We start from the raw sequence: 24,396 nt of genomic DNA, 5'->3' as shown, positions 1-24,396 counted from the left end.
CGGAGGATTGGGCGCTAGAGCGCGACCGCGAGCACGGTGATCCCCGCCGCCGCGGAGGCCACGGCGAGCGCCAGCGCGATCGCGATGAGGATGACGTGCACGCGGAGGAACGGGGTGGCCTTGCCGTTCTCGTCCCTGGCGCGCGGATCGTTCGCGACCCGCTTGTAGAACCGCGGCCAGACGAGCACGTTGAAGCCGGCATTGAGGAACAGCACGACGACGAGAGCGATCACCCCTCCACGCTATCGAGGGTGTCGTCGCCCCACGGATTCGGGCGTCGGAATTCTTGGACCGCGACATGTATCACCGAGCCCTTGCCGTGCTCCTGGTAGGTGTGATCACAATGGGCTTCATGATCGACGGTGCCCCCGGCGCCGCCTTCGATCCGGCATCCGACGACGGGCGCGCACGCTGGGAACGTGCCGCGGACCTGTTCGATGCGTGGCGCGATGGCGACGGCCGCTCGATGGACGACCTGGTGCGGCTGATGACGCCGGTGCTGTGGCACGTCGTGCGCGCCTACGGCCTCGAACGCACCCTCGCGGAAGACGTCGTGCAGACGACCTGGCTCCAGCTCGTGCGCGGCCACGGTGCCATCGCCGACCCGCGGGCCGTCTCCGCGTGGCTCACGACCACCGCCCGCCGCGAGGCCTGGAAGGTCGGCAAGGCGAACGGTCGCGTCGACACCGCGGAATCCGACGACCTGGACGCCCTCCTTCCGGAGCAGGCGTCCGCCGAGGAGCACGCCACGCTGGACGACGAGAACCGACGGCTCTGGGCCGCGGTCCGCCGCCTCGCCGAGCGCTGCCAGCGTCTCCTCCGGGTGATCGCCTTCGAGGACCGCCCTGACTACGCGCGCCTCGCCCGCGACCTGTCCATGCCGGTCGGCAGCATCGGGCCGACCCGCAGCCGCTGCCTCGCGAAGCTCCGCGACCTCCTCGACGCCCCTGCCCGTCGGACGGAGGGACGATCATGAGCGATGAGGACGACGCCCGGCTCTTCGCCCGCCTGCGCAGCCTCTGGGGAGAGGTCGATCCGGTCCCTGCCGGGCTGATCGACCGGATGGTCGCCGCGGTCGCGGCGGACGGCCTCAACCGCGAGTACGCGCTGCTCACCCTCGTGGAAGGCCAGCTCGGCACGGTCCGCGGCGAGACCGACGCCCTCACCCTCCAGTTCAGCGACGGCAGCACGAGCATCCTCCTCCACGTCACGACGACCGCGTCCGGACGACGACGGATCGACGGCTGGGTGGACACCGCCGCTGCGGAGATCGTGTTGCTGCAGGGCGAGCGCGAACGCCGCACGACCCCGGCGGAGACCGGCCGATTCATGTTCGACGAGGTGCCGTCGGGGCTCAGCCGCGTGCGCCTGACCGCGACGGTCGGCGACGAGACCCGCACCCTGGAGACCCCGCAGTTCGAGTTGTGACCCCGCATCGCCGGCGCCGTCGCCGTCGATGCCCACGGAGAGGATGACCGATGGAGCAGCCCCAGGGATGGACCTGGCAGGACCGCGCGGAGGGATCGATCCGCCGCGGGACCGCCCTCGACCCCAGCACCGAACCGGTGGACGGGATCCGAGCGTTCCCCACCGCGTACCTGCCGGAGCGCCTGCTGATCACGCGCGCCCTCGACGAGCAGGAGGCGTACGACCGCGAGCTGCGCGCCCTGAGGGATGCCGCCGACTCCTTCGGCTGGCGGCTGGAGCTGGAGTCGCCGGAGCGCGAGATCGGGAACGGCGAGCTCGTGCCGGGTGTCGCGGGGTTCGTGCGGGCGCGCCTGACCACGCCGGATGAGCCGACCAGGGGCGAGTCCCCCGTGGCGCCCGATGCCTGGCGGGTGCTGCAACGCGCGCGCCGTCTGTCGCGCTCGACGATGCCGCGGACCAGCCTCGAGCACGTGCTGTCGATCGACCCGGTCGGGCTCAACCCGTTCACCCGCACGAACCCGTTCACGCGGACGAACCCGTTCACCCGGACGAACCCCGTCCGCGGTGCGGCACCCGGGGGAGGCGGCAGCGACGACTACCTGGAGCCCGGACGCGGGGCGCGGCAGCCGGTCACCTGGCTCGGTCCCGCCCCGGCCCGCGCCGCCGCTCCGAAGCGCGGACGACGGCCGGTCGTGGCGATCCTCGACACCGGGTGCGGGGAGCACGCCTGGCTGCCGTCCGACATCGTCACCCGGCACGTGGAGCTCGACGGCGTCCCCGTGGGCTTCACGGACGACGCCGACCCCGAGCGCTACCCCGACCTCTACGGGCAGCTCGACGGCGAGATCGACGCGGTGGCCGGGCACGGCACCTTCATCGCGGGCCTCGTGCGTCAGGCCGCTCCGGACACCGACATCCTGTCGATCCGTGTCGCCGGCGCGCTCGGGGTGGTGGACGAGAGCACGCTCCTCGAGACCGTGGCGCAGGTTGTGGAGCTGCTCCGGCGGCATCGGGAGGATCCGACGACGGGCTTCCCGATCGACGTGCTGAACCTCTCCCTCAGCTACTACCACGAGACCCCGACCGACGGGCTCTTCAGCACGACGCTGTACGAGCTGCTCGCGAAGGCCAGGGAACTCGGCTGCGTGGTCGTCTGCTCGGCCGGCAACGACGCGATCGACCGCCCCTCCTTCCCCGCGTCGCTGTGGCCGTGGCCCGGCGCCGACAACGGGCTGCGGTCCGACGACGGGGCTCCGCACGTCTCCGTCGGCGCCCTGAACCCGTCGGCGCACTCCGTGGCCCTGTTCTCGAACGTCGGCCCGTGGGTGCAGGTGTACGCCCCGGGCGCCGCGGTGGTCAGCACCTCGCCGGCCTTCGTCGGCGGCGCGCAGGCCGCGACCCGCGCAGACGTCGACGGGCTGCCGCGCGAGACGCTCGACCCGGACGACTACCGAGGCGGCTTCGCGGTGTGGAGCGGCACCTCCTTCGCGGCTCCGTGCATCGCCGGACGGGTCGCCGCCCAGCTCGGCGCCGTCCCGACCCAGGGTGTGAAGCCCGCCGTCGCCGCGAAGGCCGTCGCCGCCGTCCTGACGTCGCTGCCGACGCCGCACGAGAGGTCCTGACGCCTCTCACCCTTCCGCACGACCACCCCGGCACGGCATCCTGGACGGATGCCCCTGTCCGCGAGCGCGCTGCACCGACGCGGCGTCGAGGCGGCCAACGCCCGGCAGTTCACCCGCGCCCGGCGGGAGCTGGAGAAAGCCGCCGCCCGCACGGACGACGTCGACCTCCGCGCGCGGATCGACGGCACGACGGCGTATGTGCTCGCGCAGACCGGTGAGCCCGCGGCGGCGGAGGCGCTGTGCCGGGAGGCCCTGGCCAGGGACGGACTGCAGGCCGAGACGGTCGCCCTCCTCGGCGGGCAGCTCGGCGCCCTCCGCATGCACGGCGGACGGATGGAGGAGGCCGAGGCGAGCCTGACCGCCGCGATCGACGCCCTCACCGCTGCCGGTGCCGAGACGCCGGCCCTCGCGAACTGTCTGATGAACCGGTCGGTGGTGCGGATGCAGCGCCATCAGCTGGACACCTGCATGGCCGACCTCCGACGTGCGATCGGGATCTACGAGGCGCACGACGAACGGGACTCCCTCGCCGAGGCCACGCACAACCTCGGCTATGCCGCGCTGCTCGGCGGGGACCTCGTGTCGGCGCTGCGCCTGATGGCCGCGTCCCGGCCGACGTTCGCGGCCACCAGCGCCCTGGCCACCGCCATCAGCGACCTCGACCGCGCCGAGGTGCTCCGCGACGCGGGCCTGACGACCGAGGCGGAGGCGCTGCTCGGCCGCGTGGCCGTGCAGTTCGGTGCGCAGCGGATGCGGCAGGCCCGTGGTGAGGCCGAATTCCACCTCGCCCGCTCGCTCGTCCGGCACGACCCTCGGGCGGCCGAGCGCGCCGCCCGCACCGCCGCCCGACGCTTCACCGCCCTCGGCAGCAGCGGCTGGGCGGCCAGAGCCGCCGCGGTGCAGCTGGAGGCGCGGCAGCGGATCCGGCCCGACCGCCCCCTCGATGCGGACGCGTGGGAACGCGTGGCGCAGGAGCTCGACCGGAGCGGCTTCCGCACCGAGGCCACGGCCCTGCGGCTGAGCGCCCGCCGCGACGGCACCGGCCGCCTCCCCGCGTCCCCGCCTCGGCCCCGACGCCGCTGCGGCTCCGTGCGCAGGAGGTCCGCGCGGCCCGCGCCGCCGGACGCGGCCGTGACGGGGAGGCGCTGCGCGCCGCGGCCGCCGGGCTCGACCTGCTGTCGGCGTGGCAGCGGTCGTTCGGCGCCCTCGACCTGCAGGCCTCCGTCGCCATGCACGCCAGCGACCTCGTGTTCACCGGGCTCGCCGCCGCCGTCCGCCGCCGCGACCCTGCGACGCTCTTCGAGTGGTCCGAGCGCGCCCGGCACCTCAGCCAACAGGTCGCCCCCGTGCGCCCCCCGCACGACGACGCCCTCGCCGCCGACCTCGCAGAACTGCGGATGCTGCGCGCCGACCTCGCGGGGGCGGACTGGACGACCGACCCCACCGTCCGCGCGCTCCGCGACCGGGTGCGGGAGCGGCAGTGGTCCGCCACCGGCTCCGGAGCGACGAGGGAGCGCCGGACGCTCGCCGAGACCTCCGCGCTCCTGCCGTCCGATACGGCGGTGCTGGCCTACGTCTACACCGGCACCGGCCTGCACGGGGTGGTGGTGCGGCCGGACGGCGCGACCGTCGTCGACCTGTCGTGGTCGCGGGTACGGACCGCTCTCGACGGCCTGCGCGCCGACCTCGACATGGCCGCGCTCACGCGGGGCGGCGCGATGGGGCCGGTGACCGCGCGCGCTCTGACGGCACGCCTCGCAGTCCTGGACGACGAGCTGCTCGGGCCGATGCGCCGGGCGGCCGCGGGCGCCGAGCGGTTCGTCGTCACCGTTCCCGGGATCCTCGGCGGGGTGCCGTGGGCCATGCTCCCCGGCATGCACGGCGTGCCGTTCACCCTCGCGACCTCGGTCTCGCGCTGGTTTCACGGCACGACGGCCGCCGCCTCGACCCCGAGCGTGGGCTTCGCGGCGGGACCACGGGTACCGCGGGCGGCGGAAGAGGTCCGGCGCGCGGCGGATTCATGGACGACGCGGGGGGCGACCCGCCTGCTGCAGGGCACCGAGGCGACCGTGACCGCCGCCACGGCACTGGCCGGTTCCGTCGATGTGCTCCACATCGCCGCGCACGGACGCCATGCGGTCGACAATCCTCTGTTCTCCGGCTTCGAGCTCGCCGACGGGGTGCTCTTCGGCTACGACGTCGACCTCATCCCCCGGGTGCCACGGACCGTGATCCTCTCGGCGTGCGAGCTGGGGCGCTCCTCCGTGCGCTGGGGGGAGGAGGCCCTGGGCATGACGCGGGTCTGGTTGCACGCGGGCGCGGACTCGGTGATCGCGGCCCCGGTCACGGTGCCGGACGACGACGCCTGCGAGCTCCTCACCGCGGTCCACGACGGCCTCTCGACCGGCGCTTCTCCCGCCGACGCCCTGGCGAGCGCCGCGCTGACGACGGGGGTTTCCGCTCCATTCCAGTGTCACGGCAACGGATTCTGACTTTTTTGCCGGACCGAGGTATCAGAATCGCACCCACCCTCTCCTGTTCTTCGGAAGGTGTCGAGCGACAGGCCTCGAAGGGAGAGGCCCGAGGGAGGCGCCGTCGGTTCTGGGGAAACGCCGCTGGGGAGCGGGAAGACGAGACGGACACCATCTGCTCGGGAGCGTCACGGTATGCAGCCGCGACGCTCTCGCAGGGCCTCGGCGATCTGGGGACGCCGAGGCCCTCGGGGTGTCCGCGGGCGGCCGGAGCGCCTCAGGCGAGGAGGACGCTGTACCCCGCGGCGCGCAGCGCATCGACCGCGGCGCCGTCGGCTCCTCGATCCGTGATCACGGTGGCGAAGAGCTCCGACCCGCCGACCGTGGAGAACGCCTCGACCCCGAGCTTGCTGCCGTCGGTCACGACGACGGCGCGCCGCGCACGCTCCGCCATCATCCGGTTCACCGCCGCCTCGCGCTCGTCCTGCGTGGTCGCCCCGGCTGTCGCGTCCATCCCGTTCACACCGATGAAGGCGAGGTCCAGCCGCACCCCGCGGAGCAGCTGCTCGACGAACGGGCCCACGAGCTCGTACGTGCGCGAGTGGATGACACCGCCCGTGACGACCACCTTGATCTCCGGCCGGGTGGCGAGCTGAGCGGCGATGTTCACGGCGTTCGTGACCACCGTGATCCCGCCCTCCGCTGCCAGGTCCTCGCGGGCGGCGAGCGCGGCCGCGATGGCCGTGGTCGTCGTGCCGCCGGAGAGGCCGACCACCATACCGGGGGTGACGAGCGCCGCCGCGGTCTGTGCGATGCTCTCCTTCTCGTGGGTGCGGAGATGGCTCTTGTAGCGGAGGGGCAGCTCGTAGGCGACGGTCTGCGCCACGGCGCCGCCGTGCGTGCGGGTGAGCAGCCGCTGCTCGGCGAGGGAGTCGAGGTCGCGGCGGGTGGTGGCCGGAGAGGCTCCGAACCGCTCCACCAGCTCCTCCACCGTCACCTCCCCGTCCGCCGCGAGGAGGTCGAGGATCGCGTGCAGTCGGGCCGCGCGCTTCACCGGTCGTCGTTTCCCGTCGAGGTCGCAGCCCTGCCGGGAACCTCTGCGACCGGAGCGGGATTCTGCGACGGCAGCAGGGCGAACAGTCGCAGCATCCGGGCGGCCTCGTCCGCGAGGGCGGCGCGGGCGGGAGCGAGGTACTTGCGGGAGTCGACGAGACGCTCGTCGGCGGCGAGCACCTCGCGGACCGCGCGCGTGAAGAAGCCGTTGAGGTGGGTGGAGACGTTGACCTTCGTCATCCCGGCGCGCACGGCGTCGGCGATCACGGCGTCGGCAACCCCGGAGGAGCCGTGCAGCACGAGTGGCACGTCGGTCCCGTCGGAGGCGGCACCGCGGAGGGACGCCCGCAGGCGGGCGATGAGGTCGAGGTCGAGGGAGGCGGTGCGGTCGGTCATGGCGTGCGACGACCCCACGGCCACGGCGAGCGCGTCCACCCCGGTCGCGGCGACGAACGCCCGCGCCTCGACCGGATCGGTGCGCACGCCGGGGGCATGGGCGCCGTCCTTCCCGCCCACCTCGCCGAGCTCGCCCTCCACGTAGACCCCTGCAGCGCGCGCCCGGGCGGCGACCTCGGCGGTCACCGCCACGTTCTCGTCGTAGGGCAGCGCGCCGCCGTCGAACATGACCGAGCCGAAGCCGAGGGCCACCGCCTCGTCGACGAGCTCCGGTCGCTCCGCGTGGTCGAGGTGCACCGCCACCGGGGTCTCCGCGCGTCGTGCAGCGGCTATCGTCGCGAGCGCGATCGGCTCCAGACCGCCGTGATAGTCGGCGCAGTTCTGCGAGATCTGCAGGATCACGGGGAGCTGTGCGAGTGCGGAGGCCCGCACGAGGCCCTCCGCGGTCTCCAGGTGGATGACGTTGAAGGCACCGATGCCGGTGCCGGCGGTGGCAGCCGCGGAGACGAGCTCCCGGGCGGAGACGAGGGTCACGAAGGGTCCTTCCGGAAAGAGGCGGGGTCGGGGCGGGACACGCGGAGCTGCTCCTCGAGCGCGCGCCAGCGGGGAGAGATGTCGCCGGCGAGCGGCATGAGCACGGCGGCCGCCGACCACGCGGTCGCGCGACGGAGGATGACCTCGGGATCACGCTCGCCCTCCGCGGAGAGCACGGCGCAGGCCGCGACCGCGGCGTCTCCCGCACCGGTCGGGTTGCCGGAGAGCGGCTCGTCGAGTCGGGCGTGCAGGAGATCGGTCGCGGTCACCGCGAGCATGCCGTCGGCCCCGAGCGACAGGAGCACGAGCTCGGCGCCCCGGGCCAGCAGCGACCGGGCCCCCTCGACGGGGTCGTCGATGCCGGTGGCCTCGGCGAGCTCCGCGGCATTGGGCTTGAGCACGGTGGCTCCGGCGTCGGCGGCGCGCAGGAGGGCCGGGCCCGAGGTGTCCACGATCACCGGGACCCGGGCGTCGGCGCCCACCGCGACGAGCATCGGCACGAGCGATTCCGGCGCTCCCGGGGGGAGGCTCCCGGAGACCACGAGGACCCCGGCGCCGGGAAGCCGGTCGACGATCTCCGCGAGAAGCCCGCCCCACTCGGCATCGGTGGGGTTCACCCCTCGTTCATTGACGATCGTGGTGTCGCCCGCGGCCTCGTCGACGAGGGCGATGCTGCGACGGGTGTCGGCCGCGACGGGCACGAGCACATGGGGCACGCCGCTGGCCGTGAGCTCCGCGGCGAACTCCGCGCCGACCGGACCGCCGGCCGTGGTCAGCGCGAGGACGGACGCCCCCTCGGCGTGCGCGACCCGAGCGACGTTGAGGCCCTTGCCGCCGGCGCGGGACGCCCCGGTGTCCGTGCGGTGTGTCCCGCCTGCGACGAGGCGATCGACCCGCCAGGTGAGGTCCAGAGCCGGGTTCGGGGTGACGGTGAGGATCATGCGAGCTCCCTGGCGCGGAGGGCGGCGCCGATCAGGCCCGCGTTGCCGGACAGCTCGGCGGGGACGAGCGCGGGGAGGCGGTGAAAGCTGAGGCGGGCGGCGAGACGGGACCGCAGCTCGTCGAAGAGCGCACCGCCCGCCCGCGACAGTCCGCCGCCGATCACCACGGCCTCGGGGGCGACCACGGCGGTCAGCTGCGCGAGCGACAGGGTGAGCGCGTCCAGCGCCGAGTCCCAGATGTCGGCGGCGACCCGATCCCCGGCGGCCGCGCGGGCGATGACGTCCTTGGCACCGTCCGGGGTCGTCCCCGTGGCCTCCCGGTAGCGGCGCGCGATGGCGCCCGCCGAGGCCACGGCCTCCAGACAGCCACGGGCACCGCACGGGCACACCGGTCCGTCGGCGATCGGGGAGTGCCCGATCTCGCCGGCGTAGCCTCCGGCCGTGTAGGGGTGGCCGCCGACGAGCAGGGCCCCGGCGATGCCGGTGCCGATCACGAGGATCACCGCGTCGTCGTAGGCCCGCGCGCCGCCCAGCTCGTGCTCGGCCCAACTCGCGGCGCGCACGTCGTGGTCGAACGCGACGGGGAGGCCGAGACGCTCGGCGGCGAGCGCGCGCAGCGGTGCGTCCCGCCACCCCATGTTGCTCGCGAACACGCCGATCCCGGCGGCCGCGTCGACGATCCCCGGCACCACGAGCCCGGCGGCGCGCGGCGTCACGTCGGGATGCTCGTCGCGGAGCTGCGCGGCGAGCACCTGCAGCCGGTCGAGCAGCGCGGGGGTGCGGTCGCCGTCGGCCGTGGGGGTGGGCGTGCGGCGGAGACCGAGCGCCCGCCCGTCCGCATCGAACAGCGCCGACTTGATGTCCGTCCCTCCGACGTCGAAGGCCAGGACGGGCGACCCGGCGCCGAGCGTGCGCACCGCGGCGAGCTTCTCGCCGGCCTCGTCCCTCGCGACGTCGGGGATCGCGTCCGCGGCGTCGTTCGGGGTCATCGCTCGGCTCCGGGGATCGCTGGCGTCATGCATCCAGGATGACGGATCGCGTGAGGTTGCGCGGCTGGTCGGGGTCGAGCCCGCGGGCCACGGCACGGTCGAGGGCTGTCCGGTGCAGGCGCACGAGGTCGGCGAGCGGGTCGATCGCGCGGTGCTCGAAACGGGCGCCCGTGGCGCGCACCTCCGCGGCCAGTCCTTCCGGTGCCTCTCCGAACTGCCACGTCACCCGGCCCGGGGCGGCGATGGCGATCGGACCGTGACGGTAGTCCATCGACGGATACGCCTCGGTCCACGACTGCGACGACTCGCGCAGCTTCAGGGCGGCCTCGTGGGCCAGGCCGATCGTCCAGCCCCGACCGAGGAACGTGTACTGCTCGGCATCGCGCAGCTCGATGTCGTCCCCGTCTTCGGCGAGCACGGCCGACGCGTCGGCGATGGCTCCGGAGAGGTCCTCACCCAGCGACGCCCGGAAGAGGGCGAGCGCGGTCGTGGCGAAGCGCGTTTGCACCACCGACTGTTCGTCGGCGAACGGCAGCAGCACGGCATCGTCGACGAGGGAGACGAGCGGGGAGTCGGGGTCGCCGATCACGCCGATCGTGCGGGTGCGCCCCTTGATGCGGTCGACGAGCTCCAGCACCTCGGTGGTGGTGCCGGAGCGGGTGAGGGCGACGACGGCGTCGTAGCCGCGGTCGACGAAGGCCTCGGAGGCCGCGAACGCGTCGGTCTCGCCGTGGCCGGACGACTCGCGCAGCGCGGCGTAGGACTGCGCCATGAACCACGAGGTGCCGCAGCCGACGACCGCGACCCGTGCACCCCGGGCCGGCAGCAGAGCCTGCTCGGCGGTGAGTTCGGCGGCGGTGGCCCACATCTCCGGCTGGGAGCGGAGCTCTGCGCGCATGTGTGCGCCGGGCAGCGAAGCGGTCATGAAGAGGCCTTTCGGACGAGATGTTGCGTACTTGTGATTGTTTCGGGCGTTATCCGATCATAGTATTTCGTCCCAGGAGAGCAACATCTTGATTTGTTTGTTTGCCTGACAAATAATCAGGACGAGTTCCCCCGAGCCCCCGCTCGGACGATCACGACCGCGCAGGCGGCGCGATCATCACGCACCGTCGCGTGGAGTGTTCTGCGACTGTGCACCACCCCCCTCTCCGGAGAGCGGATCCCGCCCGCTGGAGCAGCACCCACAGTGAGGAATGCAATGCCCATGAACAAGTCACGGCGATACGGGGCCGCAGCGGTCGCGGCCGTCGCCACGCTGTCGCTCGCATCCTGCGGTTTCGGTGGATCGGGAGGAGACAGCGGCGGCGGCGACGACACCAGTACGCTCGACCTGCTCGTCCCCAGCTACTCCGACGCCACGAAGGGTCTCTGGGAAGACGTCATCGACGGGTTCACCGAGAAGAACCCCGACATCAAGGTCAACCTCGAGGTGCAGTCGTGGGACAACCTCGAGAAGGTCATCTCCACGAAGGTCCAGGCCGGCGAGGCGCCCGACATCTACAACGGCGGTCCCTTCGCGGGTTTCGTCGAGGACGAGCTGCTCTACCCCGTCGAGGAGGTCGTGTCCGACGACGTCTACTCCGACTTCCAGGACTCCTTCCTCGCCAACGCCGAGGTCGACGGCACCGCCTACGCGCTGCCGATGATCGCCTCCGCGCGCGCCCTGTTCGTCAACAACGACCTCCTCTCCCAGGCGGGCGTCGAGGCGCCGACCGACTGGGACACCCTGCTCGACGCGGCGACCAAGGTGTCCGGGCTCGGCGGCGGTGTCGCGGGCTACGGCATGCCGCTCGGCTCGGAGGAGGCACAGGCCGAGGCCGCCGTGTGGCTCTGGGGCGGCGGCGGATCCTTCGGCGACGCGTCGGAGATCACCATCGACACCCCGGAGAACCTGGTCGGCGCCGAGCAGATCAAGAAGATGATCGACGCCGGAGCGACCCAGGCCGACCCCGGCTCCACGCAGCGCTCCCCGCTGATGGACATCTTCATCCAGGGCAAGATCGGCATGCAGGTCGGCCTGCCGCCGACGGTCGGTCAGATCGCCGAGAACAACCCGGAGCTCGACTACTCCATCGTCCCGATCCCGACGAAGGACGGCTCGCCGTTCACCCTCGGCGTCATGGACCAGCTGATGGCGTTCGAGAACGACGGCGACAAGCAGGAGGCGATCACGAAGTTCCTCGACTACTTCTACTCGCCCGAGGTCTACGTGCCGTGGGTACAGGCGGAGGGCTTCCTCCCCGTCACGAAGTCCGGCGCCGAGGAGCTGTCCGGCGAGGAGGCCCTCAAGCCGTTCCTCGACGTGCTGCCCGACGCGCAGTTCTACCCGTCGACCAACCCGAAGTGGTCGGCCGCGGACGGCGCCTTCAAGTCGCTGTTCGGACAGATCCAGGACCAGCCGGCGGCCGATGTGCTGAAGCAGATCCAGGACCAGGTGGACGCCGGCTGACCCGCGGAACGGAGAGGTTCGGGAATCCCCCATGAGCCAGACGACAGAATCCTCGAACCTCGCGGGGGCGGCCACCGGCCGCCCCCGCACCCCGGACGCCGGGACGGCCGTGCGCGGTCGCCCCGGCGGGCGGGACCTCCTCCAGGCGCTGCCGTGGATCGCCCCCGCGCTGGTGCTCATCATCGGCGTGGTGCTGTTCCCCGCCGGCGTCATGTTCTTCAACTCCACGCGGGACATCTCGCTCTCGGGCCTGGACAAGGGCTCGGTCGGCTTCGACAACTTCGTGACCGTCTTCACGTTCCCGGAGTTCTGGCCGATCTTCGTCCGCACGATCGTCTGGGTCGTGTCGGTGGTGCTGTTCACGGTCGTGATCTCGCTCGGCCTCGCGCAGATCCTCAACAAGGCGTTCCCGGGGCGCCAGCTCGTGCGGATGGCGGTCATCGTGCCGTGGGCCGCGTCCGTGGTGATGACCACGATGGTCTTCTACTACAGCCTCGAGCCGTACTTCGGGGTCTTCAACAAGTTCCTCTACGACATCGGGCTCTCCGACGACGCGGTGGGCTACGGCTGGACGAAGAACCCGACGACGGCGTTCGCCTGGTCGATCGTCATCGCGGTGTTCGTGTCGCTGCCCTTCACCACCTACACGATCCTCGCGGGGCTCCAGGCGGTCCCCGCCGACGCGATCGAGGCCGCGAAGATGGACGGCGCCGGCGCCGCCCGCACCTACTGGTCGATCGTCCTGCCGCAGCTGCGCAGCGCCCTCGCCGTGGCGATCCTCATCAACATCATCAACGTCTTCAACTCGCTGCCGATCCTCAAGGTGATGACCGGGTCCATCCCGGGCTACGGCGCCGACACGATCATGACCCTGATCTTCAAGTACATCGAGCTGCAGAAGAAGGTCGACGTCGCGAGCGCGCTGTCGGTCGTGGCCTTCCTCATCGTGATCGCGATCGTCGCGGCCTACGTCAAGATCGTCAAGCCCATGAAGGAGGTCTGATCATGACCGTGACCGAGACCGCCCTCGTGACCACCGCCGACTCCCGCGGACGACGCACCCCGCCGATCCCCGGCCGCCGGCGCCGCTACACCGCCGACCAGGTGACGCTGCCCCGGGTGATCCTGCGCACCGCCGCCGGATTCCTCGTGCTCGCGATCTTCGTGCTGCCGTACCTCATCATGTTCTTCGGTTCGGTGAAGACGAAGGCGCAGATCCGCTCGGTCGACCCGACCTACCTCCCGGTGGAGTGGCACTGGGAGAACTACCTCACGATGTGGTCGACGCCCGAGACGCCGCTGCCGTACAACCTCGTCTCGACCATCGTCATCTCCGTGTTCGCGACGCTCCTGGTGCTGCTCGTGTCGCTCCCGGCGGCGTACTACACGGCCCGGTTCCGCTTCCCCGGCCGCATGGTGTTCCTGTTCCTCGTGATCGTGACGCAGATGCTGCAGCCGGCCGTGCTCACCTCGGGCCTGTTCCGGCAGTTCACCGTCCTCGGCCTCGGCGACACCTGGACCGCCATGATCTTCATCAACGCGGCCTTCAACCTCTCGTTCGCCGTGTGGATCATGCACTCGTTCTTCGCCGGCATCCCCAAGGAGGTCGACGAGGCCGCGCAGATCGACGGCGCCGGGCGCCTCACGGTCCTGTTCCGGATCAACCTCCCGCTCGTCTGGCCGGGCATCGTCACCGCGATCGTATTCACGTTCGTGGCCTGTTGGAACGAGTTCGCCGCCTCGCTGGTGATCCTGTCCACCGACAAGAACCAGCCACTGTCGGTCGCGCTCACGAAGTTCGTCGGTCAGTACGAGACGAGCTGGCAGTACGTGTTCGGCGTCTCGATCGTCGCGATCCTGCCCGTCATCATCTTGTTCATGCTCATCGAGAAGCGTCTCGTCGGCGGCCTCACCGCCGGCAGCGTGAAGTAACCCACCCGGCTTCCGGTCCACCCCCCGGGTTCCCGTCCGGCACACCTGCACGACCGCGGCGCGCGTGCAGGGGTTCCAGACGGATCCAGTCGTGCGAACGTACCCGGGTCGTGCAGCCGGAACATCCGCCGGCCGAGGTGAGGGGCGGGTTCAGGGGCGCGGGCCGCCGGCACGGAGCTGCTCGGGGCTCCATCGCACGCCGAGGACCGCGGTAAGGGCGGCCTGCGCGGCCCCGGCGGAAGGAGCGACGCGGGGATCGGCGTAGCGGATCGGCACGTCGGCGGTGCCGCGGGCGGGATAGCCGCTCTCGGCGCGGACACGTTCCAGGAACCGGGGGCCGAGCTCCGTCGCGGGACCGCCGATGACGACCTCGATGGGATCGAGCAGGGCCCCGATGAGCTTGATGGCACGGGCCAATGCGCGCGCGCCGTCGTCGATCAGCGTCTGATCCGCACGGGAGACGAGGGCGCGGACGGCCGGCACGTCCAGCGCGTCCGAGAACTCCTCCCCCAGCATCGGTCCCATCGCGGCCGCCGACTCCAGACAGCCGCGGCGTCCGCAGCGGCACGGACGCGCGGCCTCGCCGAACACCACCTGCACATGCCCGATCTCTCCGGCGCGATCACGGGGCCCCGGCGCAAGCTCCCCGTCGAGGGTGACCGCCGCGCCGATGCCCCCGCCGCTGTGGATGAACAGCCGGTAGCCCGAAGGAGCGGCGTCCAGACCGGCCTCCGCGATGGCCTCGGCGTCGACGTCGTTGACGAGGAGGACCGGGACGCCCGCAATGGTCTCGAAGCGGTCCGCGAGCGGGACCTCGTGCCACTCCAGCTGCACGCTCTCCAGCACCGTGCGGCCGTCCGTCGTCCCCGGGATCTGCACGCCGACCGCGAGCAGCCGCGCCCCGTAGGTGGCCACCACCTCCGCGACGGTCTCGTCCAGCACGCGGTCCCGGGTCTGCGTCGTGTAGGAGATGCTGCGGCGGGCGACCTCGGAGCCGTCGAGAGCGACCAGGGCCAGGTAGGCACTGGTCGGCTGCACGACAAGCACGAGGATCAGATGGTGCTCCGCATCGATGCTGAGCGTCGTGGCGCGCTTGCCCCCGGTGCTCACCGCCTGCTCGCCCTCCGCGATGAGCCGGTTGTCGATGAGCTCCGCGACGAGGGACGACGCGGTCGCCGCCGTCAGACCGGTCGCCCGCGCGATGCCGGCGCGTGTCTGCGAGCCGGGAGCCTGGAAGACGAGTTGGAGCGCCCGCCGCAGGTTCGCTCGCCGAACCGCCGCCTGGGTGTCCAGCGCGTCGTCGTGGGTGAACATCTGCGAGTTCCTTCTCGGGGCCGAGGTCCGTCGATTGACAGCGCGCGTACCGCTCCGTACGCTCGGTCCGTTAGTTTATTCATTGAACTTAGTCAGCCCGAGCGTCGATCGGGAGGAGCATCATGCGCTACCCCCAGATCCTAGAGCGCCCCGCCGATCGGGCACGAGCCGCGCAGGCGTCGTCCAACGGCCACGCCCGCGGCATCCGGGAACGCAACCGCGCCCTCGTCCTGCGCACCCTCATGGAGCAGTCCGCCCTGAGCCGCGCCGATCTGTCCCGGCTCACCGGCCTCGCCCGCCCCACCGTGTCGGAGGTCGTGCGCGACCTGCTCGTCGACGGCGTGATCCGGGAGAGCGGACCCAGTCAGGAGTCCCGGCCGGGAAAGCCCGCCGTGATGCTCGAGTTCGACCAGCGCGCCGTGCAGGTCATCGCGCTCGACCTCTCCGTGCCCGGTGAGGTCATCGGGGCGCTGGCCTCGCCCGACGGCCGCCTCTCGCACCGCCTCCACCGGCCGCGCACCCCGGACGCCGCGGAAGCCGTCGCCGGGGTCGTCGCGGAGCTGCGGAGCCTCGCCGACGGTCCCGCGCTCGGCATCGGCATCGGTGTGCCCACCGGCTCCTCCGCGCTGCTCGGTCTCGGGCCACGACTCGCGGAGATCCTCGACGCCCCCGTGCACCTCTTCGACGACGCCGATCTCGTGGCCGATGCCGAGCAGCGGTTCGGCTCCGTCGGCACCGACTTCCTCCTCGTCCGCCTCGGCACCCGCATCGGCACCGCGATCCGCGTCGTCGGCGACGACGGCGCCCCGGTCGAGCGCTCCATCGGGGCCCGTGAGCTCGCGCACGTCGGTGCCGGCGGCGACCCCGGCGAGGCCTGCCTGTGCGGCCGCGAGGGCTGCGTCCACGCGTGGGCCGCGGCTCCCGCCATCGCCCGGCGCCTGGACGCCTCGGGAGCGGACCGCCCGCAGGTGCTCGCCGCCGCGGGTGCGCGGCTCGGCACGTCGCTCTCGGTCATCGCCGCCGCCGTCGACCTGCCGACGATCGTGCTGAGCGGTCCCGACGAGATCTTCGGAGCCGCACTGGTCGACGCGACGGCCACCGCGGTCCGAGCCGCCTCGCACCCCTCTCTCGGGCCCACCGTGGTGCCGAGTGCGATCACCGACGCCGTCCTCCTGGGCGCGGCGACCCGCGTGGTGGCCGCCGAGTTCAGCCCGCGCTGACGGACGCGCCCGTCATCCGCTCCCTCCCGCTCGGAAGGGATGGGAGACTCGATCCCGCGGGGCGGCCGGTCCGTCGCCTCGATCCGTCCTGGGAGAGGAATCCGCATGAAGGCACTCGTGATCGGCGCGACCGGCAGCATCGGCGGGGTCGTCGCCGCCACCCTCGACGTCCGCGGACACGAGGTCGTGCGGGCGTCCCGCTCCGGCGAGCAGAGCGTGGACGTGACCGATCCCGCCTCCATCCGCAGCCTCTTCGAGCGGGTCGGCCCGGTCGACGCCGTCGTGGTCGCCGTGGGCTCCGTGCCCTTCAAGCCGCTCACCGATCTCGACCGCGACGACTACCTGTCCGCCTTCACCGGGAAGACCCTCGCGCAGCTCGACGTCGTGCGGATCGCCCTCGACCACGTGACCGACGGCGGCTCGATCACCCTCACCAGCGGCGTGCTCGCGCGAGAGCCGATCGCGTCGGGAGCGGCGGCGGCGATGGCCAACGGCGCCCTGGAGTCGTTCGTGATCACGGCGGCAGCCGAGGCCCCGCGGGGGATCCGCATCAACGCGGTCTCCCCCGACGTGCTGGCGAACTCCCCCGGGTACTTCTCGACCTTCCCCGGCCACCGCCCGGTCACCGACGACGAGGTCGGCCAGGCGTACGTGCGCGCGGTCGAGGGCATCGTCACGGCGCGGGTGCTCACCGTCTGATGGCGCTCTCTCTCACTCCCGTCCCCGCGCTGTCCACCGAGCGGCTGGACCTCGTGCCGCTCGGGCCCGAGCATCTCGACGGCACCTGGGCGGCGCTGCAGGAGCCCGAGGTGCTGCGGTTGACCGGCACCCACGCGCGCTTCACGCGCGAGGGCGTGGAGACCTGGCTCCGGTCGCTCGCCGACCGGGAGGACCGGGCGGATTGGGCGATCATCCGTCGCGACGACGGCGCGCACATCGGCGAGGTGGTCCTCAGCGACCTGGACGAGGAGAACCTCTCCGCAGGGTTCCGCATCGCGCTCGCGGGTCCGCGGTGGTTCGGCGCCGGATACGGGACGGAGGCCACGCGCGCGGTGCTCCGTCACGCCTTCGACGCGGTGGGGCTGCATCGTGTGGAGCTCGAGGTGTACGCGTTCAACCCGCGGGCACAGCGCGCCTACGAGAAGGCCGGGTTCGTCGTCGAAGGCCGGCGCCGGGAGGCGCTGCACTGGGACGGCGAAAGGGTCGACGCGATCGTCATGGGCATGCTCGCGGACGGGTGACTGCCGCCGAACGGCGGTGAGCGCAAGGGGGGAGGCGGAGCACAGGTCCGTGTCGGAGGATGAGGGTATGACCGACGCGCCGCTGTCCTCCCGTCCCTGGCTCCGCTCCTATGCCGAGGGCGTGCCGGCCGACATCGAGGAGCCGACGCAGACGCTGCCGGAGATGCTGGCCGCCGGCATCCGGCAGTACGCGCGGCGGCCCGCCCTCGAGTTCTTCGGCGCCGTCACGAGCTACCGGGACCTCGGTGAGCAGATCGACCGCGCCGCGGAGGGACTCCGCCACCTCGGGGTCACGAAGGGCGACCGGGTGGCGCTGGTGCTGCCGAACTGCCCGCAGCATGTCGTCGCCTTCTACGCGGTCCTGCGTCTCGGCGCGATCGTCGTCGAGCACAACCCTCTCTACACCGCGCGGGAGCTGCGCCACCAGTTCGAGGACCACGGGGCCCGCGTCGCGATCGTGTGGGACAAGGTCGCCGATACCGTCGCGGGTTTCCCCGACGACCTCCGGGTCGGCCACATCGTGAGCGTCGACCTCACGGCGGCGATGCCCCTGACGAAGCGCCTCCTGCTGCGACTCCCGGTCCCGAAGGCCCGGGCGTCCCGGGCGAAGCTGACCGGCACGCCGCGCGCGCGGCACCTGACGCCGTGGAAGAAGCTCGTGTCCCACCGGCGGCTTCCCCGACGGGCGCCCGCGCCGTCGCTCGGCGACACCGCCGTCCTGCAGTACACGAGCGGCACGACAGGGATTCCCAAGGGGGCCATCCTCACCCATGCGAACCTGCGGGCCAACGCGATGCAGGGGCGGGCCTGGGTGCCCGGGCTCCGCGACGGCGAGGAGACCTTCTACGCCGTGCTTCCGCTCTTCCACGCCTACGGGCTGACCCTGTGCCTCACGTTCGCCCTGAGCATCGGGGCCAAGGTCGTGCTGTTCCCGACGTTCGACCTGGGCCTCGTGACCGACGCCGCCCGCACGAGCCCGCCGACCTTCCTCCCCGCCGTCCCGCCGATCTACGATCAGCTGGCGCGGGCGGCGGGACGCGGCACCGTCGACCTGTCGAGCGTCCGGTTCGCGATCTCCGGGGCCATGAGCCTCCCCGTCGAGACCGTGCGGCGCTGGGAGGAGGCGACCGGAGGGCTGCTCGTCGAAGGCTATGGGATGACCGAGGCCTCCCCCGTCGCGCTCGGCAACCCGATGGGTCCGACCCGGCGGCCCGGCACGGTGGGAGTGCCGTTCCCGAGCACCGAGATCCGCGTCGTCGATCCGGACGACCCCGACGTCGACGTGCCCACGGGCGAGCCCGGCGAATTGCTGCTGCGCGGACCGCAGGTTTTCCAGGGCTACTGGGGTCGGCCGGGGGAGACGGCCGAGGCCCTGTTGCCGGACGGCTGGCTCCGTACCGGCGACATCGCGGAGGTCTCACCGGACGGATTCGTCACCATCGTCGACCGCCGGAAGGAGCTCATCATCACCGGCGGCTTCAACGTCGCGCCCAGCGAGGTGGAGAACGCGCTCGAAGCCCACCCGGACGTCGTGGCGGCGGCCGTCGTCGGGCTGCCCCGGTCGAGCGGCGGCGAAGAGGTCGCGGCGGCCGTGGTGCTCCGTGAGGGCGCCGCCGAGGACATGGAGGGGCTCCGCGACTTCTGCCGTACGCGGCTGACCGCCTACAAGGTGCCGCGGCGCATCACCGCCGTCGACGACCTTCCACGGTCGCTCATCGGCAAGGTGCTGCGGCGCGAGGTGCGCGATCGGCTGCTCGCGGCGCGCGGGGCCTGACCAGCGGAGTCAGCGTCCCTCGGCGGCCTCGGTGTGGTGCCGGATGACCTCGGCGACGACGAAGTTGAACCACTTCTCCGCGAACTCCGGGTCGAGGTGGGCGTCTTCGGCGAGCGCCCGGAGCCGGGCGACCTGCTGCTCCTCGCGGTTCGGGTCGGACGGCGGCATCGCGTGCTCGGCCTTCAGGTGTCCCACCTGCTGTGTGGCGCGGAACCGCTCCGCGAGCAGGAAGATCAGGGCCGCGTCGATGTTGTCGATGCTCGCACGCAGCCGGAGCAGTTCGGCCTTCGGATCCTCAGCGGCAGTCATGCCCCTACTCTAGAGCCGCAGCTCACCCTGCCCCCGACGAGGGGCACCGCTATCGTGTGCTCATGAGCAACGACCAGTCGCCGGCCTCCGCTCCGCAGGACGACCAGGGCAGCCGCGCCCCGGAACCCGCCCCCTCCCCCGTCGATGCCGCGCTCGTCGGCGCCGCGGTGGAGGCGCCGGGAAACACGCCGGTGGCGCCCGGCCCGCCCCGCCCCGTCGTGATCGAGCCGACCACGCCGAGTCGCTCGTTCTGGACGCGGATCGATCGGCCGTTCGTCTTCGGGTTCCTCGTGACGCTCGGCGGCCTCGGGGCGCTCGTGATCGGCAGCGCGCTCTACAACCTCTCCACCGTGCTCATCTACATCGCGCTCGCGCTGTTCGCCGCGCTCGGCCTCGACCCGGCCGTCCGCTTCCTGGAGCGCCGCGGGCTGTCCCGCGCGCTCTCCGTCGTGGTGACGATCCTCGCCCTCATCGTCGTCGTCGCCCTCGTCCTCTGGATGATCGTTCCGATCGTCGTCGACCAGATCGCGGGCTTCGTGAAGTCGGTCCCCGGCATGATCCAGGACTTCACGAAGTCCGACCTCTATGCCACCCTCAACAACCAGTTCGGCGACCAGTTCCAGGACCTCGTGTCGGAGGTGCAGAAGTTCCTGTCCGACTTCGGCAACCTCGCGACGATCGGCGGAGGCGCGCTGCAGGTCGGCGCCTCCATCGCGAGCGGCATCTCGGGCGCGATCGTCGTGCTCGTGCTGACCCTGTACTTCGTCGCGACGCTCCCGGCCATGCGCCAGGGGCTGCTGCGCCTCGTCCCGGCTCGCGACCGCGGCCGCGCGGACGACATCTCCCAGCAGATCACCGACTCCGTGGGTGGTTACGTGATGGGGATGGTGGTCCTCGCCTTCTGCAACGCGACCCTCGCCCTCATCCTCTACACCGTCCTCGGTCTGCCGTTCCCGCCGCTCATGGCCGCCATCGCCTTCTGCGTCACGCTCATCCCGCTGGTCGGCTCGGTGCTGTTCTGGATGATCGGCACCATCCTCGCGCTGTTCACGAACCCGATCGCCGCGCTGATCTTCGCCGCGATCTACCTCGTCTACATGCAGATCGAGGCGTATGTGCTCACGCCGCGGGTCATGAACAAGGCCGTCGCGGTGCCGGGCTCGCTCGTCGTCATCGGCGCTCTCGCCGGCGGCACGCTCCTCGGCCTGCTCGGCGCCCTGGTGGCCGTGCCCGTCACCGCCTCGATCCTCATCATCGTCAAGCAGGTGGTCGTGCCGAAGCAGGACTCTCGCACCTGACCCCGCCCCGTGCACAACTCCGGAGATTCGGGACGACACACCGTCAGCCGGGGGTACTCCGCGGCGTGTCGGGCGAGATCTCCGGAGTTGTGCACGCCGGCGGGCGAGAACGACGAAGCGCCCGGGCCCTGAGGGCCGGGCGCTTCGCGGGAAGACGACTCAGATGAGGTCGTTGTCCGTGAGCCACTGCTTCGCGATGTCCTCCGCCGACTTCTGGTCGACCGTGCTCTGCACGTTGAGGGCGACGAGCTCCTCGGCGGTCAGCTTGGCGCTGATGCCGTTGATGACGTCGGCGATCTCGTCGGCCACGTCGCTGGACGCGATCGGCACGACGTTGGAGGCCAGGATGATGTTCTCCGGGTCCTCCAGCGCCACGATGTCCTCGGTCTGGAATGCGGGGTCGGCCGAGTAGATGTCCGCCACCTGGATCTCTCCGGCGAGCAGCGACTCCAGCGTCGTGGGACCGGTGGCCGAGAACGCCAGGTCGACGCCGTAGACCTCCTTGGCCGCAGCCGGACCGTACGGGCGCTGCTCGAACTCGGGTGCCGCACCGATCGTGACCGGGGTGGTCACGTCCGCGAGGTCGGCGATCGAGGTGAGGTCGTTCTCCTCGGCGAAGCTCTTGAGCACCGTGTAGGTGTCCTGGTCGGACGCCTCGGCGTAGTCGAGCGCGGTGAGGCCGTCCGGGAGCGCGTCCTTCAGGGCGGCGTAGACGTCGTCCGGGCTCGTGGCGGTCGCATCCTTGTCCAGGTACTCGAGCAGGTTGCCCGTGTACTCCGGGAACAGGTCGATCGCCCCGGACTCGACGTCCGGCATGTAGGCGTCGCGCTGGCCGATGCTGAACTGACGGTCGACGTCGAAGTCGGCGGCCTCGAGCGCCTGCGCGTAGATCTCGGCGATGATCTCGTTCGAGTAGTAGGCCTGCGAGCCGATGACGATGGTGTCGCTGCCCCCACCGTCGCCGGAGTCGTCGGTGGGCGCGTCCAGGGGGTTGCTGTTGGCGCAGCCGGAGAGGGCGAGGGCGGCGGCGAGCGCGACGCCGCCGGCAAGGGCGAGGCGGGACTTTCGTGCGGTGAACATGGACTTCCTCTTCTCTGGGGGACGATGCTGTGGGTCAGGCGGGTGCGGCCGCGGGGGCGGTCGCCCGAGCGCGGCGGCGTTGCGGACGGGTGCGCACACCGCGGGGCACCGCGGCGTGCTGGGCGAGCGCGAGCAGGAGGTCGACGAGGAGCGCGAGCACCGCGACGAGGATCGCGCCGCCGAGCACCTGGTCGAAACGGCGGAGCGGGATGCCCTGGATGATCGGCCAGCCGAGGCCGCCGAGGTTCACGTAGGCCGCGATCGTCACCGTGGCGATGACCTGCAGCAGCGCCGAACGGAGGCCGCCGACGAGCAGCGGCATGCCGAGCGGCACCTCGACCTTCCAGAACACCTGCCAGCCGGTCATCCCCATCGCCCGTGCCGCATCGATGGTTCGGCGATCGACTGCCTCCAGGCCTGTGTAGGCGCCGGCCAGCAGGGACGGGATCGCCAGGACGACGAAGGTGATGATCGCCGCCAGCGGCGTGCGCAGCACGCCCAGCAGAAGCACCAGGAGGACCATGAGTCCGAAGGACGGGATGGCGCGGGCCGCTCCGGAGACGGCGACCGCGATCTCCCGCCCCTTCCCGGTGTGCCCGATGAGCCAGCCGAGCGGTACGGCGATCACCGCGGCGATCAGCACGGAGACCACCGTGTAGAAGACATGCTGGCCGAACAGGACGGGGAGGGAGTACGTCCCGACCCAGCGGTCGGGGGAGAACAGCCAGGCGAAGGCCTCGGTGAACACGTTCATGCGGCCGTCCTCAACGTGATCGTCCGACGCGCGGCGGCGGGGGTGGCCGCCGCCCGCGTCCACGGCATGAGGGCACGCCCGAGGAGCACGAGCAGGAGGTCGATGACCAGAGCGATGACGACGACGGCGACGATGCCGGTGAAGACCTCGGCGAGGATGCGGCGCTGGAGGCCGTTCGTGAACAGGTAGCCGAGGTTCGTGACGCCGACGAGGATGCCGACCGTCGCGAGCGAGATGGTGCTCACCGCCGCCACGCGGAGGCCCGCGAGGATGACCGGCCCGGCGAGCGGGAAGTCGACCGTCCAGAAGCGGCGGAACCCGCCGTAGCCCATCGCGACCGCGGACTGCCGGATCGCGGGGTCGACCGAGTCCAGGCCGTCGGACACCGCGCGCACGAGGATCGCGATCGCGTAGATGGTGAGACCGATGACGAGGTTGGCCGGGCTGCGCGCCGGGTAGCCCGCCACAGACGGCAGCAAGATCAGGAGGGCGAGGGACGGGATCGTGTACAGCAGTCCGGTCAGGACGATGACCGGACCCTTCACGAGCTGATACCGCCAGGCGACCCAGCCCAGCGGAAGCGCCAGCACGAACCCGAGCACGATGGCGATCGCGCTCTGCTGCAGATGAACGCCAGTGAGCTCGAGGATCAGCCCGAGGTTGTCGCCGACCCAGTTCACGGGGCCGCCTTCATCGCATCTGCTCCGTCGACCACGCCCTCCGGCGCATCGACGATCGCTCCCTGCGTGCGGCCCTCGGAGTCGACGACCACGGTCCCGCGCGGGGTCTGCTTGAGGTGCAGCGCGCGACGGCCGCGGTCGGCTCCGATGAACGAGGAGACGAAGTCGTCGGCCGGGTTCTCGATGATCTCGCTCGGGCTGCCGACCTGCACGATCCGGGCGCCCTTGTCGAGGATGACGACCTGGTCGCCGAGGAGGAACGCCTCGTCGATGTCGTGCGTGACGAACACGACCGTCTTGTCGAGCTCGTGCTGCAGCCGCAGGGTCTCCTGCTGGAGGTCGGCGCGCACGATGGGGTCGACCGCTCCGAACGGCTCGTCCATGAGGAGGATGTTCGGATCGGCGGCGAGCCCGCGGGCCACCCCGACGCGCTGCTGCTGACCGCCTGACAACTGGCTCGGGTACCTCTCGGCGAGCGCCTGGTCGAGGCCGACGGTCGTGAGCAGCTCGCGAGCACGCTCATGCGCCTGTGTGCGCTTCACCCCGTTCAGCCGCAGCACGGTGGCCACGTTGTCGATGACGGTGAAGTGCGGCATGAGCCCGGAGTTCTGCATCACATAGCCGATGCGCCGGCGCAGGGCGACCGGGTCGCCCGAGAGCACGCTCTCCCCGTCGATCTCGACCTCCCCCGACGTCGGCTCGACCATGCGGTTGATCATCCGCAGCAGGGTGGTCTTCCCGCAGCCGGAGGATCCGACGAACACGGTGGTCTTGCGGGAGGGCAGCACGAGGCTGAAGTCGTCCACGGCGAGCGTCCCGTCGGGGAAGCGCTTCGTGACGTTGCGGAACTCGATCATGAGGGTGTCTCTCCGACGGTCGTTCGGACGTGCGGTCGTGCGTCGTGCGGG

The 24,396-nt window shown here is 71.8% G+C and carries 25 protein-coding genes; 12 read left to right on the top strand and 13 right to left on the bottom strand.

The window, feature by feature from the left end; genetic code table 11:
* Positions 1–14 precede the first annotated feature (14 nt).
* Positions 15–233, bottom strand: a complete 219-nt coding sequence (locus RI211_RS00600) for an SCO4848 family membrane protein (protein WP_315638305.1) — start codon at positions 231–233, stop codon at positions 15–17.
* Between the two features lie 119 nt (positions 234–352).
* Here RI211_RS00600 and RI211_RS00595 point away from each other — a divergent pair, with 119 nt between their 5' ends.
* Genes RI211_RS00595 through RI211_RS00585 form a run of 3 tightly spaced genes read left to right on the top strand, consistent with a single transcriptional unit; the run spans position 353 to position 3,050 of the window.
* The gene (locus tag RI211_RS00595) at positions 353–976 is read left to right on the top strand and encodes an RNA polymerase sigma factor (protein WP_232089144.1); all 624 of its coding nucleotides are present in this window, start codon (positions 353–355) and stop codon (positions 974–976) included.
* The gene (locus RI211_RS00590; protein WP_268777540.1) at positions 973–1,428 is read left to right on the top strand and encodes a hypothetical protein; all 456 of its coding nucleotides are present in this window, start codon (positions 973–975) and stop codon (positions 1,426–1,428) included. Before RI211_RS00595 ends, RI211_RS00590 begins: the two co-directional genes overlap by 4 nt.
* A gap of 50 nt (positions 1,429–1,478) precedes the next feature.
* Positions 1,479–3,050 (top strand): S8 family peptidase, encoded by a 1,572-nt coding sequence (locus tag RI211_RS00585; RefSeq protein ID WP_315638306.1) that lies wholly within the window; start codon positions 1,479–1,481, stop codon positions 3,048–3,050.
* 6 nt (positions 3,051–3,056) lie between these two features.
* On the opposite strand, the gene RI211_RS00580 is transcribed toward RI211_RS00585, so the two are convergent.
* The gene (locus RI211_RS00580; protein WP_315714476.1) at positions 3,057–3,857 is read right to left on the bottom strand and encodes a hypothetical protein; all 801 of its coding nucleotides are present in this window, start codon (positions 3,855–3,857) and stop codon (positions 3,057–3,059) included.
* 146 nt (positions 3,858–4,003) lie between these two features.
* Between RI211_RS00580 and RI211_RS00575 the strand changes: the two genes are divergently transcribed.
* On the top strand, positions 4,004–5,542 hold the full coding sequence (locus RI211_RS00575; protein ID WP_315714474.1) for a CHAT domain-containing protein: 1,539 nt from the start codon (positions 4,004–4,006) through the stop codon (positions 5,540–5,542).
* 256 nt (positions 5,543–5,798) lie between these two features.
* Here RI211_RS00575 and RI211_RS00570 read toward each other — a convergent pair whose 3' ends face one another.
* Genes RI211_RS00570 through RI211_RS00550 form a run of 5 tightly spaced genes read right to left on the bottom strand, consistent with a single transcriptional unit; the run spans position 5,799 to position 10,359 of the window.
* Positions 5,799–6,575, bottom strand: coding sequence for a DeoR/GlpR family DNA-binding transcription regulator (locus RI211_RS00570; protein ID WP_315636834.1), 777 nt, complete (start codon positions 6,573–6,575; stop codon positions 5,799–5,801).
* Positions 6,572–7,504 carry a class II fructose-bisphosphate aldolase gene (locus tag RI211_RS00565; protein WP_315636833.1) on the bottom strand — a complete coding sequence of 311 codons (933 nt, stop codon included), beginning with the start codon at positions 7,502–7,504 and terminating at the stop codon, positions 6,572–6,574. The genes RI211_RS00570 and RI211_RS00565 overlap by 4 nt, the downstream gene beginning before the upstream one ends.
* Positions 7,501–8,445 (bottom strand): 1-phosphofructokinase family hexose kinase, encoded by a 945-nt coding sequence (locus tag RI211_RS00560; protein WP_268777545.1) that lies wholly within the window; start codon positions 8,443–8,445, stop codon positions 7,501–7,503. Before RI211_RS00560 ends, RI211_RS00565 begins: the two co-directional genes overlap by 4 nt.
* The gene (locus RI211_RS00555; protein ID WP_315636832.1) at positions 8,442–9,434 is read right to left on the bottom strand and encodes an ROK family protein; all 993 of its coding nucleotides are present in this window, start codon (positions 9,432–9,434) and stop codon (positions 8,442–8,444) included. The genes RI211_RS00560 and RI211_RS00555 overlap by 4 nt, the downstream gene beginning before the upstream one ends.
* A gap of 25 nt (positions 9,435–9,459) precedes the next feature.
* Positions 9,460–10,359 (bottom strand): SIS domain-containing protein, encoded by a 900-nt coding sequence (locus RI211_RS00550; protein ID WP_259951719.1) that lies wholly within the window; start codon positions 10,357–10,359, stop codon positions 9,460–9,462.
* 282 nt (positions 10,360–10,641) lie between these two features.
* Between RI211_RS00550 and RI211_RS00545 the strand changes: the two genes are divergently transcribed.
* From RI211_RS00545 to RI211_RS00535, 3 genes are read left to right on the top strand one after another with little or no spacing between them, the layout of a single operon-like run.
* A complete protein-coding gene (locus tag RI211_RS00545; protein WP_315636831.1) occupies positions 10,642–11,886 on the top strand; it encodes an extracellular solute-binding protein in 1,245 nt (414 codons plus the stop codon).
* A gap of 31 nt (positions 11,887–11,917) precedes the next feature.
* On the top strand, positions 11,918–12,889 hold the full coding sequence (locus RI211_RS00540) for a carbohydrate ABC transporter permease (protein ID WP_060923387.1): 972 nt from the start codon (positions 11,918–11,920) through the stop codon (positions 12,887–12,889).
* 2 nt (positions 12,890–12,891) lie between these two features.
* Positions 12,892–13,818, top strand: a complete 927-nt coding sequence (locus RI211_RS00535; RefSeq protein WP_025104200.1) for a carbohydrate ABC transporter permease — start codon at positions 12,892–12,894, stop codon at positions 13,816–13,818.
* A gap of 150 nt (positions 13,819–13,968) precedes the next feature.
* Here RI211_RS00535 and RI211_RS00530 read toward each other — a convergent pair whose 3' ends face one another.
* Positions 13,969–15,132: an ROK family protein gene (locus RI211_RS00530; protein ID WP_315636830.1), complete on the bottom strand. Its 1,164-nt coding sequence runs from the start codon at positions 15,130–15,132 to the stop codon at positions 13,969–13,971.
* 122 nt (positions 15,133–15,254) lie between these two features.
* On the opposite strand from RI211_RS00530, the gene RI211_RS00525 reads away from it, so the two are divergent.
* The 4 genes from RI211_RS00525 to RI211_RS00510 all read left to right on the top strand — a co-directional run bounded on the left by RI211_RS00525 (position 15,255) and on the right by RI211_RS00510 (position 19,367).
* Entirely contained in the window at positions 15,255–16,352 is a 1,098-nt protein-coding gene (locus RI211_RS00525) for an ROK family transcriptional regulator (protein WP_315636829.1), read from the top strand.
* Positions 16,353–16,457: 105 nt separating this feature from the next.
* Complete coding sequence (locus RI211_RS00520) at positions 16,458–17,051, top strand: short chain dehydrogenase (protein WP_315636828.1); 594 nt, start codon at positions 16,458–16,460, stop codon at positions 17,049–17,051.
* The gene (locus tag RI211_RS00515) at positions 17,051–17,593 is read left to right on the top strand and encodes a GNAT family N-acetyltransferase (RefSeq protein ID WP_315636827.1); all 543 of its coding nucleotides are present in this window, start codon (positions 17,051–17,053) and stop codon (positions 17,591–17,593) included. Before RI211_RS00520 ends, RI211_RS00515 begins: the two co-directional genes overlap by 1 nt.
* Before the next feature lie 67 nt (positions 17,594–17,660).
* Entirely contained in the window at positions 17,661–19,367 is a 1,707-nt protein-coding gene (locus RI211_RS00510; protein WP_315636826.1) for a long-chain-fatty-acid--CoA ligase, read from the top strand.
* 9 nt (positions 19,368–19,376) lie between these two features.
* Here RI211_RS00510 and RI211_RS00505 read toward each other — a convergent pair whose 3' ends face one another.
* Positions 19,377–19,676, bottom strand: a complete 300-nt coding sequence (locus RI211_RS00505) for a chorismate mutase (protein WP_025104206.1) — start codon at positions 19,674–19,676, stop codon at positions 19,377–19,379.
* 62 nt (positions 19,677–19,738) lie between these two features.
* On the opposite strand from RI211_RS00505, the gene RI211_RS00500 reads away from it, so the two are divergent.
* Complete coding sequence (locus tag RI211_RS00500) at positions 19,739–20,974, top strand: AI-2E family transporter (protein WP_315636825.1); 1,236 nt, start codon at positions 19,739–19,741, stop codon at positions 20,972–20,974.
* Between the two features lie 159 nt (positions 20,975–21,133).
* Here the strand turns inward: RI211_RS00500 and RI211_RS00495 are convergent, their stop codons facing one another.
* From RI211_RS00495 to RI211_RS00480, 4 genes are read right to left on the bottom strand one after another with little or no spacing between them, the layout of a single operon-like run.
* Entirely contained in the window at positions 21,134–22,054 is a 921-nt protein-coding gene (locus tag RI211_RS00495) for an ABC transporter substrate-binding protein (protein ID WP_268777556.1), read from the bottom strand.
* 34 nt (positions 22,055–22,088) lie between these two features.
* Entirely contained in the window at positions 22,089–22,808 is a 720-nt protein-coding gene (locus tag RI211_RS00490) for an ABC transporter permease (protein WP_025104209.1), read from the bottom strand.
* On the bottom strand, positions 22,805–23,488 hold the full coding sequence (locus tag RI211_RS00485) for an ABC transporter permease (protein WP_259954094.1): 684 nt from the start codon (positions 23,486–23,488) through the stop codon (positions 22,805–22,807). The genes RI211_RS00490 and RI211_RS00485 overlap by 4 nt, the downstream gene beginning before the upstream one ends.
* Positions 23,485–24,345 (bottom strand): ABC transporter ATP-binding protein, encoded by an 861-nt coding sequence (locus tag RI211_RS00480; protein ID WP_259954095.1) that lies wholly within the window; start codon positions 24,343–24,345, stop codon positions 23,485–23,487. Before RI211_RS00480 ends, RI211_RS00485 begins: the two co-directional genes overlap by 4 nt.
* Between the last annotated feature and the right edge of the window lie 51 nt (positions 24,346–24,396).

This window comes from Microbacterium meiriae (assembly GCF_032364335.1).
Taxonomy (GTDB): domain Bacteria; phylum Actinomycetota; class Actinomycetes; order Actinomycetales; family Microbacteriaceae; genus Microbacterium; species Microbacterium meiriae.
Note: the sequence above shows the minus strand (reverse complement) of the source record. Positions and strands in the feature narration are given on the sequence as shown.